The sequence below is a fragment of the Bacillus cereus genome (assembly GCF_025917685.1).
In the GTDB taxonomy this organism is placed as follows: Bacteria; Bacillota; Bacilli; order Bacillales; family Bacillaceae_G; genus Bacillus_A; species Bacillus_A cereus_AT.
The window spans coordinates 666,068-679,423 of record NZ_CP089518.1; the positions used below are offsets into that span (position 1 = coordinate 666,068).

A 13,356-nucleotide genomic window follows, 5' to 3' on the forward strand; every position below is an offset into this window, starting at 1 on the left:
CTTCGTGCAGTCGGCCCTGATTTTCTTACGGAGAAAATCAAATGATAAAAGAGTAGAGGAGTGGTATTTTGTTTCAAACGATAAAAAATGATTGGTTCTCCAATGTGAGAGGGGACGTACTATCAGGAATTGTTGTTGCTTTAGCGTTAATCCCTGAAGCGATAGCCTTCTCTGTTATTGCAGGTGTAGATCCGACGGTTGGATTGTACGCTGCCTTTTGTATTGCGGTTACAATTTCGTTTGTTGGTGGAAGACCTGGGATGATCTCGGCGGCAACTGGTGCGATGGCTTTATTAATGGTCACTCTTGTGAAGGATCACGGTTTACAATATTTATTTGCTACGACAATATTAACAGGTATTGTCCAAATTATTTTTGGGGTGTTCAAACTGAGCTCATTTATGAAGTTTGTTCCTAAATCCGTTATGAGTGGTTTTTTAAATTCGCTTGGAATTTTAGTTTTTACAGCACAATTGCCGCATTTTAAAAATGCAACTTGGCAAATGTATGCACTTGTCGCATTAGGACTTGCAATTATATATTTATTTCCACGTATTACGACGGCGGTACCGTCTACACTTATTTCAATTATCATTGTGACAAGTATTGTACTTATGAGCGGATTACAGTTGAAAACAGTAGGGGATATGGGAAGCTTACCGAAAGAATTACCGTTCTTTAGTATTCCTGATGTGCCGTTTACACTTGAGACATTACGTATTATTTTACCGTACTCAGTTATGCTTGCAATTATCGGTTTACTAGAGTCGTTATTAACAGCTTCGGTTTTAGACGATATGACACATACGGAAAGTAATAAACATAAGGAAGCACGTGGACAAGGTATTGCAAACATTGTCGCTGGTTTCTTCGGAGGAATGGCAGGATGTGCAATGATTGGACAATCTGTTATTAACATTAAATCGGGTGGTCGCGGGAGATTATCGACGTTTGTAGCCGGTGGTTTTTTAATCGTATTGCTATTTGTTTTAGGTGATTACGTTGTTCATATTCCAATGGCTGCTTTAGTTGCTGTTATGATTATGGTTTCGATTGGGACTTTTGATTGGAACTCTGTAAAAACGCTTCATAAAGTACCAAAAGGAAACGCATTTGTTATGATCGTAACAGTTGTAATTGTCTTAATCACACATAATTTAGGATTAGGTGTAATTATTGGAACAGTAATTAGCGCGGTTTTATTTGCGTTCAATATGGCAAAGATTCACGTGAAACATTTGTATATTGAAAATAAGAAAATATATGAAATTCACGGCCAACTATTCTTCGCATCTACGGCAGATTTTATAAATGCTTTTTCATATAATGAAGATGCAAAAGAAATTGAGCTGAACTTTACTCATGCACATGTATGGGATGATTCAGCAGTAGCAGCAATTGATAAAGTTATAATGAAGTATGAACAAAGCGGTGTGAAAGTAAGGATCACAGGGTTAAATGAACGAAGCTCGAAGATTGTTTCAAATTTAGCTACCTATAATAAGAGAATTGCTAGTTAGAAGCCTCCTTTTTAGGGGGCTTTATTATATAATACGGATAGGATAACGAAAAGGGGATTCAGCATATGTACAAACAAATTATATTAGCATGTGACGGTTCTGAACATGCACTTCGAGCAGCGGAGCATGCAACATATATTGCGAAATTTAACGAAGAAACACATGTTGAAGTTGTGTACGTAGTAGATAATAGAACGGCAAAATCAGATATTATACAAGGACAAACGGATTTAGAAACAATATCAGCTAGTCGAAAAGATAAATTAAAAGAGATTGAGGGTTTATTAAAGAAAGAGAACATTTCCTACAAAATTACAATTCTACATGGTGATCCAGGAGATACGATTGTTCAATATGTAAATACAGGAGATATAGACCTTGTTATTGCTGGAAGTAGAGGGTTAAATACACTGCAAGAAATGGTGCTTGGTAGCGTAAGTCATAAAATAGCAAAACGAGTGAAATGCCCGGTGATGATTATAAAGTGAAACTTTAATCAGTGGGGGTTTTGTTCATCCCCCACTGATTATCAGCCTTCACCAATCGGGATTTTACGGGCAGCCCGACCCCCATCTAACTTCTTTGCTTTCACTGAATTTTGAGGTGGGGGTCTTACTGCCCACAAATAGCGGGATAAAATAAGTTGAGTGAGATATTATGTAGTGTAAGCAGGACCTTGATATATTTCGAGGTCTTTTTTGATGTATAAAGGTGGAGAGTGTGGACATACTAGATATATAAGTTTAAAGGGAATTTGTTAACTTACAAATTTGTAAGTTAGTTGTCAGCGAAATCGATGTTATGAAAAAATTCCCATTGATAAAATAAGAATATCAAAGAGGATATGGGGAGGATGGAAGATATGAAATCACTTCAAAATTTGTCTTATAGCCAAGGGGTAAGTTTAATTTGTTTAGGGGGATTTGCTGGATCTGTTACGTTAGCTGTTTTAATAAAGATGTTTCAGCAAATGTTTTAATCGTATTGTATAAGAAGAAGGGAAATGGTCATTATAAACTACAAAATGTATACTTTAGAGATAAATAAAAAATAGCTCCTAGCGAAAGAAAGTATAGGCTAGGAGCTATTTTTATTTTATTTCTCTGTTTCTGCTTTATCGCTTGTTACTGCAACGTCTTTCCATGTTAATTTTGCACCAGGAGCAACATCGTAATTTTTCACACGATTATTTACGCCTGTTAATTCAAATTGATAATGAAGTGGAATCATAGGTGCTTCATCATGGATTAATTTTTGCCATTTATCATATACTTCTTTACGATATTTCTCGTCACCAGCTTTTTCTGATAAACCTTCAGTTAATAATTTAGTATTTTCATCGTTTACCCAGCGAGCGTAGTTGAAGCTTGCATCTTTTGACCAAAGGCCAGATAAGTCAGGGTCAGAACCAGTATTCCAAGCACCGCCGAAGATATCAACCTTTGGATCATCTTTCTTAATCATATCGTAGAATGAGTTGAATTCGTGTAGACGACCATCAACAAGTTCTACTTTTAAGCCGATGTCTTTCCAAGATTGAATAAAGAATTTTGCAAGTGGTTCACTTGTATCGCTACCACTACTAGCTAAGTAATTAATTTTGAATTCTCCGCCTTTTGGATCTTCACGGAATCCATCACCATTTTTATCCTTATAGCCAGCTTCATCTAATAATTTCTTCGCTTTTTCTACATCGAAGTCATATGCACCAGATTTGTTATTATGGAACTTCGGCATAGATGGTGGAATTGGTGAGTTAGCTGGGAAGCGAAGGCCATGATAAACCTTCTGCCCAAGTTCTTCACGATTCACTGCATATGCCATCGCTTGACGTAAACGAACATCTTTAAATTTATCTTTATCCATTACAGCTTCGTTTTTCTCTTTGTCCATATGTCCGAACTTAAATCCGATGTAACTATAGTAAAGACCCGTTCTACCAATTAGCTGTGTATTTTTTAATTTACTTACATTTGGATATTGATCTGCAGTAACTTTTGCGATATCAATATCACCTTTTTTCAGTGAAGCATTTACGATTGCTGGGTTTACTACTTTTAAAGTTACATTTTTCAAATTAGGTTTACCGCCCCAGTAGTCATCGAAGCGTTCAAATTCAACTGATTCACCAGGAACAATTTTCTTCACTTTAAATGGTCCGAATCCAATTGGATTTTTACGAACTTTATCTGATTCAGCTAATTTTTCAATTGGTACATCGCCTAAATATTTTTTAGAAGTAGGATATGTCCAAATACCAGTTTTTAAAGATGGATTAACAGTTTTATAAGTAATAGAGATCGTTTTTGGATCAACAACTTTAATACCTGAAATTTTATCAGCTTTTCCAGCGTGATATTCTTCCATTCCCTCGATCATTTGCATTTGTGTATCATAACGAACTCCAGCATATTTACTGTTACCAATAATTAAGTAAGAAAATTCTAAATCTTCAGCTGTTACAGGATTACCATCGTGCCAGTTTACATTATCTTTAATTTTTATTGTAATTGTTTTCTTATCTTCAGAAATTGTATAAGTTGCAGGTCCTTCGTTGTTAATTTCCCAGTTTTTATCTGTATATAATAAGCCTTCATCAAAGAAATCGATAACTTCAGCATCAGGAGCACCGTCATATACAACTCTACTTAACACACCTGCGAATGGTGTATTTGAAACAAGAGCATATGTTAACGATCCGTCTTGAATTTCTTTTTTATCATTTTTTACAAGAGCATTAAATTTTTTCGTATCTGTTTGGTTAGTACTAGTACTAGTTTTTTTACTTCCGCTATCAGCACCCCCACATGCAGATAGTAATAATGTTGAAGCAGCAAGTGTACTTAATACTTTGTACAATTTTGGTTTGTTCATAACTTCTCCACCCCTTATCCTTTTCTTTGTCTTGCATCAGCCGAACGTTTTAACGCTTGACCAATAAAATTTATACACAGCATCAACACTAAAATCATGATTGATGCAGGTAACCAAATCCACCATTTCTCTTGTAAAACATCTGGGTTTGTTGCATAACTTACAAGTGTACCAAGGCTAGGTGTACTTTCTGGTAAACCAAATCCTAAGTAAGTTAAACCAGATTCAATACCGATGTTCCCTGCAAGGTTTAATGTAACACTTACGATAATAATAGAACTTAAGTTAGGTAATACTTGGAAAAGGATGATCTTCCAGTTAGGTGTACCTAGAGTTTTAGATGCAGCAACATAATCGAGTTCTTTTTCAGTTAATACTTTTGAGCGAATTAATCTTGCTTTTCCTGTCCATAAGAAAGCAGTCATAATTAGAATAAACGTTGTGATATTAAAAGTAGGTACAAGTGTGATAAATACGATAATAAGCATTAACGTTGGTAGTACTATTACGAAATCAATGAATCGCATAATAACATTATCAACTTTTCCTCCGAAATAGCCTGCAATTAATCCGATAGAAAGACCAATTAAGCAAGAAAGGATTGTTATTGCTAGTCCGATAGTAAATGAGTTTCGTGTACCGATGATAAGTTGTCCAAAAATGTCACGGCCTCCATAATCAGTGCCTAACCAATGTTCAGCAGAGGGAGGTGCGTAGATAGAAAACAAATCTACACGTACAATATCTTCTTGTTTCATAATAAAAGATGTTACATAGACTGCTAATAGTAATATTGCTAGAAAGACTAGTGAAAACATTGCTAATTTATCTTTACGAAATTCGCGCCACATAATGGAGAAACCAGAGGGGCTTTTCTCGTAATGAATGACTTCGGTTTGTTTTTCAGGATTTGCTAACATGATTTTTTCCTCCTCCCCATTAATCGATTCGAATACGTGGATCAACGATGCTTAAAATGATATCGGAAAGAAGTGTTCCGAGTAACGTTGCGAATCCAGTAAATAAAACAATGGCAGTTACTACACTAAAGTCACGTTGTCCCATAGATTGGATAAATAATTGTCCAATTCCTGGATAACTAAAGATATTTTCTAAGAAGAGTGCCCCAGTAACTAAACCTGTAATTTCATAACCTAAAAAGGCCGCAATTGGTAAAAAAGAATTTCGTAAAATATGTCGTGAATAAACTTTAGATTCAGGAACACCTTTTGCTCGTACAGTTCGTACAAAGTCTTTATGTTTCGTATCAATAATTTCACTACGTAAATATTGTACAGTACCGACAGTGGCAATTAATGCCCCTGATAGAGCCGGTAATAAAATGTGATTAAATTTACTTACATAATAAGCAAATGTACCAGTATCAATTTGTGGATCTACGCTACCCCCGGTCGGGAAAATTGGAAACTGGAATCCGAAAAGGAAGAGCATAATTAATCCGAAAATAAAGAGCGGTGTAGCAAATCCTAAATAGTTATAGAGTGTAATGAGTCGATCGCCCCAAGTATCGTTCCAACGGCCACTTATTACTCCAAGTGGAATGGCAATAATATAAGTAAGAATAAGAATAACAATTGCTAATGAAATTGTATTTCCGAGACGTTCACCAATCAAATCTGTTACTTGCATTTTATGAGCATAGGAAACACCGAAGTCACCTTGTACAGCGTTTTTAACCCACCGTACATATTGCGTTGTTACAGGATCATTTAATCCTAGCTTTTCACGTTGTTCTTCAAGGATTTTTGGATCTGCTTTCGGATTTGCCATCTCTGCTCCAGTTAATGCATCACCTGGCATTGCTTTAGCTAGTAGAAATACGAGCACGCTTAATATGAATAATTGCGGAATCATGATTAAGATTCGGCGTAATATAAACTTCCACATGATTTATCACTCCCTTATGGTAATGCCACCCGATGCGTTGGCGAGATTGGTTTTAAATCGTAAGCACGACCATTTTCGTTGAAATAGTTTTCGTATGATTTTTCGTATTCAGCGCTTACTTCACGACGTAATTTACGTTGTTGTTCGCGGTTTTCAGGACGAATATCAGGAATAGCTGATATTAAGCGCTTCGTATAAATATGTTGTGGATTATTATAAATCTCTGCACTAGTTGCTTCTTCCACAATGCGCCCGCGGTACATAACACCGATGCGGTCACACATATGACGAATTACACCCAAATCGTGACTAATAAATAAATATGTTAATCCTAGTTCAGCTTGTAAATCTTGCAAGAAGTTTAAAACCTGCGCTTGTACAGAAACGTCAAGTGCAGATACTGGCTCATCGGCGATAATAAGCTTTGGTTTTAATGTAAGAGCACGTGCAATACCAATTCGCTGTCTTTGTCCACCGGAAAACTCATGTGGATATTTATAAATAGACTCTGGATTTAATCCAACTATACTAAGATACTCTTGAACGGTTCTACGTTCTTCCTCAGGCGAAAGCTTCTCAAAATTCCGAAGAGGCTCGGCAATAATATCGAGAACGCGTTTCTTCGGATTTAGCGATGAATATGGATCTTGGAAAATCATTTGAATATCTTTTCGTTGTTCACGTAACTCAGAGCGACTTAATTTTGTTAAATCTTTATTATTAAAATGAATGTTACCACCCGTCGCTTTTGTTAAATGCATAATTGCTTTACCGGTTGTTGATTTACCACTACCTGATTCACCAACGATTCCGTACGTTTCACCAGGTTGTAATTCAAAACTTACACCATCGACAGCACGCACGTAATCTAATGTGCGCCCGAAGAAACCACCTTTAATTGGAAAGTGTACTTTTAAATCTTCTACTTTAAGCAGTGCCATGAGTTACGTCATCTCCTTTCTTATGCTGGAAGTTGAAATGTTTATAACAAGTACAACGTACCCAATGGTCTGGTTTTACTTCATGTAAAACTGGGTTTTCTTCATGCTGGTCTGGTCTAACCCATGGAATTCGAGCTTGGAAGCGGCAACCTGTGCGAGGTAGCTTTGCTAACGAAGGAACCACCCCTTGAATTACATGCAATTTTTCTTTTTCAGCATACGCAGATGGAATTGAGTTTAATAGAGAACGAGTATATGGGTGAAGAGGGTTATTAAAAATCTCTTCTACTGTTCCTGTTTCTACAACTTGTCCTGCATACATAACGACAATACGATCAGCCGTTTCGGCAACAACACTTAAATCATGTGTAATTAAAATGATACCCATCTTTGTTTGTTCTTGAATGGATTTTAGTAAGTCTAGTATTTGAGCTTGAATTGTTACATCTAGAGCGGTTGTCGGTTCATCAGCAATAATGAGTCCTGGGTTACAAGCAATTGCGATTGCGATAACAATTCTTTGTCTCATTCCGCCAGATAATTCATGTGGGTATTGTTTATATGTAAGTTCTGGTTTTGGAATACCAACTTGATGGAGTAGTTCTAAGGTGCGTTCTTTCTTTTCTGTTTTCGAAAGGCTTGTGTGGTAGTCTAAATTTTCTTCGATTTGTTTTCCAACTGTCATAAGAGGATCGAGTGCTGTAAGAGGTTCCTGGAAAATCATACCGATGTTTGATCCGCGTACTTTATTCATTTCTGCGGTCGACATAGTTAGTAAATCCTTATCTCTATAGTAAAGTTGCCCTTGTAATTTTGTATTTGCTTCATTATGCAGTCGCATAATGGAAAGGGCAAGTGCACTTTTTCCGCAACCTGATTCACCAACTATCGCGACAATTTCATTTTCATGGACAGTTAACGAAACGTTATCAACTGCTGCATGGTATTGATCTTGTATGCGAAAGGACGTCTGTAAATTTTCAATGCGAAGAAGTGGATTCTTCATGGCTATCCCTCCATCTTTCTGAAAAAACTAAATATTTTGTATGTTGTTGTTATTTTAATATAAATTGACAATGTTTGACAAGCATAAGTTGAAAAAATATTCAAAAATCTTTTTATATAAAAATTGAATGCAGTTGTACTAGTAGTTGAAGAGTTTTGAAAACGCTAACATATATGTAAGAGGAAAATAAATCTTTTGTAAGAAAAAAGATTTATATGTAGAAAAAAGAGAGGCATTCTGGGAAGAACGGTCTCTCTTTTTTTTTGTAAGTATAATATTAGTAATTAAGCTTGTTTTGATTTTGCCGACCCTGTATTTAAAGTAAGGGCAAGGAAGAACATTGCAAGTACACAGGATGCAAGTAATAAGATGAATCCGCCATCCCATCCGAATGCATCTACGATAAAGCCCATAGCAGCACTAGCAAAAGTAGCTCCGCCTAGGTAACCGAAGAACCCAGTTAAACCAGCGGCAGTTCCAGCAGCTTTCTTTGGTGCTAAATCAAGAGCGTGTAGACCAATTAACATAACAGGTCCGTAAATTAAAAATCCAATGGAAACAAGTGCGATACTATCAATGATTGGGTGACCAGCAGGATTTAGCCAGTAAACGAGAACGGCAATGAATACACCGACCATAAATAAAATACCTGCAGGTGCGCGGCGCCCTTTAAATAGTTTATCACTCATCCATCCGCAAAGAAGTGTACCTGGAATACCAGCCCATTCATATAGAGCGTAAGCGGTACGTGAGCTACTATGAGTAAAGCTTTTTTCTTCTACTAAATAAGTAGGAGCCCAGTCTACAACGCCGTAACGTACGAAGTATACAAAAACGTTCGCGATAGCGATGTACCATAAAAATTTATTGTTTAGTACGTATGTAAATAAAATTTCCTTTACCGAAAGTTCGCGTTCGCGATCTTGTACTTTTTCATCTGATGGATACTCTCCAGTGTGTTCTTCAATAGAAGGTAATCCGCAAGATTGAGGTGTATCTCTCATTGTAATTAATACATAAATACCAACTAAAATTGAAAGAATACCGGGGAAGTAAAAAATGCTCTTCCAGTCATTTGCGAAGAAGTATAAGCCTAATGTTACAAGGGAAGGCATAAGCGCTCCGCCGACATTATGAGCGACGTTCCAAATAGACATTTTTGTACCACGTTCACTAATAGAGAACCAGTGAACCATCGTACGGCCACATGGAGGCCACCCCATACCTTGCACCCATCCATTTAAAAACTGAAGTACAAACATAAGTATGATGCTCGTTGTAATGAAAGAAAATGAACCGAAAATAATATTAATGATACCTGATAAAAATAGCCCAGCTGCTAAAAAGTAGCGAGGATTACAACGGTCAGATACGATCCCCATCAGGAATTTACTTAATCCATAAGCGATAGATACTGCTGAAAGGATAACCCCAAGTTCTCCTTTACTAAAGCCTTGTTCGATTAAGTATGGCATTGCTAGTGAAAAGTTTTTTCGAACAAAGTAGTAACCTGCATAACCGATGAAGATACCTAAGAATACTTGTAAACGTAATTTACGGTATTCGCTATCAACGCGATCAGCTGGTAAGCGTTCCGCGTGGGGCGCAGGTTTAAATAATTGTGTGAAAAACATAAAATGAAAATCCTCCCCTAATTAATTCGAAGCGTTTTAAGACAGAGAATACAAAAAGGCCATGAAATATAAAAAAGTTCCCCTTTTTTATGATTCATAGCCGTATACTCCGATTCTCCGTGACTGTCAATATTAACTTCGACGAAAATTATACAACTTTGTGACAAAAATGTAAACGTTTTTATAAATAAAGTTGTTGACGTAATTTGTTTGTGGGATTAATATTTAAATACGTTAAATATTTTATTGTTTAAATAAGAGGTGGATAACATGCCAAATGATATGACTCATATTGATAAGATTCAAGCTCTTACATTTGCTATAGGAAAGAAAATGCAAACGGAGCTACTGGAACAAATGCAAGCATCAGGACTTACACCACCACAGTTTTATATTTTGAAGATTTTAGATCATCACGGAGCCTCAAGAGCAACAAAATTAGCGGAGAAAATGTACGTGAAACCGAGCGCGATTACAGTAATGATTGATCGTTTAATTGATCATGGGCTAGTAGAGCGTTATCACGACGATAATGATCGCCGTGTTGTTGTCATTGAGCTAACGAAAAAGGGGAAAGATACAGTAGAAGAGGCGATGGCAGCTCGTAATGAGCATATCGGCAAATACTTTTCACAATTAGAATTACAAGAGCGAGAAGATTTGTTACGTCTCTTTGAAAAGTTAGAAACAATTATTTGCGGGACACAAGAGAAAAAAGAGAATAAATAAGAGGAATTGAGGAGATTACATGGAGCAACAAGAAAATCAGAATAGAAAGTTGTTGTTAGTCGGTTTGGTAATCGCGATGCTATTTGCTGCGTTAGACGGAACAATCGTTGGTACAGCAATGCCGCGTATCGTAGGTGAACTTGGCGGATTAAGCTTAATGACATGGTTAACAACTGCTTACATGTTAACATCAACGACAGTCGTACCAATTGCAGGTAAATTAGCGGATTTACTTGGGCGTCGTAATGTATATATAACAGGATTAGTTATTTTTATGATTGGTTCAGCGTTATGTGGTATGGCAAATGGTATGACAGAATTAATTATTTTCCGTGGTATTCAAGGTCTTGGTGGCGGTATTATGATGCCAATGGCTATGATTATTATCGGAGATATGTTCACAGGAAAAGAACGTGCGAAATGGCAAGGTATTTTTGGAGCTCTATACGGTCTTGCTTCTGTAATTGGACCACAAGTTGGTGGTTGGATTGTAGATGCAGTGAACTGGAGATGGGTATTCTACATTAACTTACCAGTTGGTATTTTAGCGACGATCTTTATTGCAATGGGATTAAAATCACATAAACAAACAGGTCCAATTAAAATTGACATCGCTGGAATCTTTACGATGATTCTCGGTGTTGTAAGTTTATTACTTGCGTTAACGTTTGGCGGGAAAGATTACGCATGGGATTCTTGGCAAATTATCGGGTTATTCGCATTAGCTTTAATTGGTATTGTTAGCTTTATTATTGTTGAAACGAAAGCTGAAGAACCAATTTTACCAATGCATTTCTTTAAAAATCGCACCTTTACAATACTGAATGCGATTGGATTCTTTATGAGTATCGGAATGTTTGGAGCTATTATGTTCGTACCGTTCTTCATGCAAGGAATTGTAGGAGTAAGTGCTGCTGAATCAGGAACGATCATGACACCAATGATGATTACAATGATTGTTATGAGTATTATCGGCGGTCAACTTGTATTAAAAGTCGGTGTGAAACCACAAATTATCACAGGTATGCTTGTTATGGCTGGTGGATTCTGGTTATTAACAACGATGGATATGCACACAACTAAGCTTACTGCTACTTCTTATATGATGGTTATCGGTTTAGGAATGGGTCTTGTTATGCCAACATTAACATTGGCGTTACAAGAAAGCTTCCCGAAAAAAGATCTTGGTGTAGTAACATCATCAAGTCAGTTCTTCCGTCAAATCGGTGGAACATTCGGTATTACAATTTTAGGATCAATTATGAATAACACTTCAGGTACAACATTAACAAATAAATTAGTACCTGTATTAGATACGTTCCCGAAAGAAGCGGGACAAATGGTAACAAAATTTAAAGATATGATTCATACAGACCCACAAGGTTTATATTCGATGCTCTTTAATCCAGAAGCATTAAAGCAAATGCCAGAAGCATTCTCTAATAGCATCGTACCAATTTTGAAAAGTTCTTTAGTAGACTCACTTCATACTGTATTCTTAACAGGATTAGTATTTATCATAGTAGGTGCAATCTTTACGATTTTCTTACAGAAGATTAAGCTGTCTGATCGTAAAAAAAGTGCTGAAGAGCCTGCTGTAGAAGAGAACGAACGAACTGCATCATCTTCGTAATGAAAAAGCATCGCCTTATGGCGGTGCTTTTTTTGAGTATAACCTTAAAAGCTTTTTTATGAGAAATGATTGACGTATTTTTAGAAATACGTTATATTATTTTCTGTAAACGGTTACATGAAATGGAGAGAAAAGAGAATGAGTACGATTAAAGACGTTGCGAAATTAGCGGGAGTATCTGTTGCGACCGTTTCCAGAGTGTTAAATAAAAATGGATATGTTCATGAGGATACATTAAAGAAAGTAGAGCGAGCAATTGAAATGCTAGATTATAAGCCTAGTACAGTAGCGCGTTCTTTATACAATAAAAAATCTCGTTTAATTGGCTTAGTTGTTCCAAATATCGTGAATCCATTCTTTCCGGAAGTTGCACGTGCCGTAGAAGATGTAGCACATAAGCAAGGTTACACAGTTGTCCTTTGTAACTCTGATGAAAGTTTAGAAAAAGAGAAACAATACATTGACGTACTTAGACAAAATAATGTGGATGGGTTTATTGTGGCAACGAATCCACAAAATAGTGTTAATTACATGAATTTGTCTATTCCAGTTGTTGCGATTGACCGTATGTTTAATGAGCGCATTCCTACTGTATATGCAGATAACTATGCAGGGAGTCAGGCGGCGACAAAGTTATTAATAGATAAAGGATGTAAACATATTGCACATATTCGCGGACCACGTGATGTAAGCACAGCCAACGAACGTTTTGAAGGCTTTGTAGACGTTATTACGCAAAATAATCTTTCTTATATGATTGCAGAGAGTACATTCGATCCAGCTAATAGTGAACAGGTAGCGGTAGAATTATTGGAAGAGTATCCGCATATTGACGGAATTGTTGCTGGGAATGATTTAATTGCAATTGGTATTGTAAAGGCTGCACTTCAAAAGGGGATTTCTATCCCAGATGATTTACAAATTATCGGATTCGATGGAATTTCTTTAACAGAAATGATGTATCCATCTATTACGACTGTTGCACAGCCAATATATGAAATGGGGAAAATTGCAACAGAGCTGTTGTTAGAGCAGATGGAAGGAAATGCATTAGAAGAGAAACACTATCGTTTACCGATTGAAATTATAGAAAGAAATACAACGAAGTAAG

12 protein-coding genes are annotated in these 13,356 nt (G+C 36.5%); 6 read left to right on the forward strand and 6 right to left on the reverse strand.

Going from position 1 to position 13,356, the window contains the following annotated elements; translation table 11 throughout:
* The first annotated feature begins 68 nt into the window (after positions 1-68).
* The 3 genes from LUS72_RS03335 (at position 69) to LUS72_RS03345 (ending at position 2,499) form a co-directional block, all read left to right on the forward strand.
* On the forward strand, positions 69-1,520 hold the full coding sequence (locus tag LUS72_RS03335; RefSeq protein WP_097832868.1) for a SulP family inorganic anion transporter: 1,452 nt from the start codon (positions 69-71) through the stop codon (positions 1,518-1,520).
* A gap of 65 nt (positions 1,521-1,585) precedes the next feature.
* Positions 1,586-2,008, forward strand: coding sequence for a universal stress protein (locus LUS72_RS03340; protein ID WP_000278004.1), 423 nt, complete (start codon positions 1,586-1,588; stop codon positions 2,006-2,008).
* Between the two features lie 374 nt (positions 2,009-2,382).
* A complete protein-coding gene (locus LUS72_RS03345; protein WP_097832917.1) occupies positions 2,383-2,499 on the forward strand; it encodes a DUF4027 family protein in 117 nt (38 codons plus the stop codon).
* A 116-nt stretch (positions 2,500-2,615) separates the two neighbouring features.
* On the opposite strand, the gene opp4A is transcribed toward LUS72_RS03345, so the two are convergent.
* The 6 genes from opp4A to glpT form a co-directional block, all read right to left on the reverse strand.
* On the reverse strand, positions 2,616-4,394 hold the full coding sequence (gene opp4A, locus LUS72_RS03350) for an oligopeptide ABC transporter substrate-binding protein (RefSeq protein WP_097832869.1): 1,779 nt from the start codon (positions 4,392-4,394) through the stop codon (positions 2,616-2,618).
* Positions 4,395-4,408: 14 nt separating this feature from the next.
* Positions 4,409-5,314: an ABC transporter permease gene (locus tag LUS72_RS03355; protein WP_053565240.1), complete on the reverse strand. Its 906-nt coding sequence runs from the start codon at positions 5,312-5,314 to the stop codon at positions 4,409-4,411.
* 19 nt (positions 5,315-5,333) lie between these two features.
* On the reverse strand, positions 5,334-6,302 hold the full coding sequence (gene opp4B / locus LUS72_RS03360) for an oligopeptide ABC transporter permease (RefSeq protein WP_097832870.1): 969 nt from the start codon (positions 6,300-6,302) through the stop codon (positions 5,334-5,336).
* A 14-nt stretch (positions 6,303-6,316) separates the two neighbouring features.
* On the reverse strand, positions 6,317-7,243 hold the full coding sequence (locus LUS72_RS03365) for an ABC transporter ATP-binding protein (protein ID WP_097832871.1): 927 nt from the start codon (positions 7,241-7,243) through the stop codon (positions 6,317-6,319).
* Positions 7,230-8,249 (reverse strand): ABC transporter ATP-binding protein, encoded by a 1,020-nt coding sequence (locus LUS72_RS03370; RefSeq protein ID WP_097832872.1) that lies wholly within the window; start codon positions 8,247-8,249, stop codon positions 7,230-7,232. Before LUS72_RS03370 ends, LUS72_RS03365 begins: the two co-directional genes overlap by 14 nt.
* A 284-nt stretch (positions 8,250-8,533) precedes the next feature.
* The gene (gene glpT / locus LUS72_RS03375; RefSeq protein ID WP_097832873.1) at positions 8,534-9,883 is read right to left on the reverse strand and encodes a glycerol-3-phosphate transporter; all 1,350 of its coding nucleotides are present in this window, start codon (positions 9,881-9,883) and stop codon (positions 8,534-8,536) included.
* 270 nt (positions 9,884-10,153) lie between these two features.
* Between glpT and LUS72_RS03380 the strand changes: the two genes are divergently transcribed.
* From LUS72_RS03380 to rbsR, 3 genes are all read left to right on the forward strand, one after another.
* Positions 10,154-10,612, forward strand: a complete 459-nt coding sequence (locus LUS72_RS03380; protein WP_097832874.1) for a MarR family winged helix-turn-helix transcriptional regulator — start codon at positions 10,154-10,156, stop codon at positions 10,610-10,612.
* A gap of 19 nt (positions 10,613-10,631) precedes the next feature.
* Positions 10,632-12,245 (forward strand): MDR family MFS transporter, encoded by a 1,614-nt coding sequence (locus tag LUS72_RS03385; protein WP_071772203.1) that lies wholly within the window; start codon positions 10,632-10,634, stop codon positions 12,243-12,245.
* A gap of 117 nt (positions 12,246-12,362) precedes the next feature.
* Positions 12,363-13,355, forward strand: a complete 993-nt coding sequence (gene rbsR / locus LUS72_RS03390) for a ribose operon transcriptional repressor RbsR (RefSeq protein ID WP_071772204.1) — start codon at positions 12,363-12,365, stop codon at positions 13,353-13,355.
* Position 13,356 lies beyond the last annotated feature (1 nt).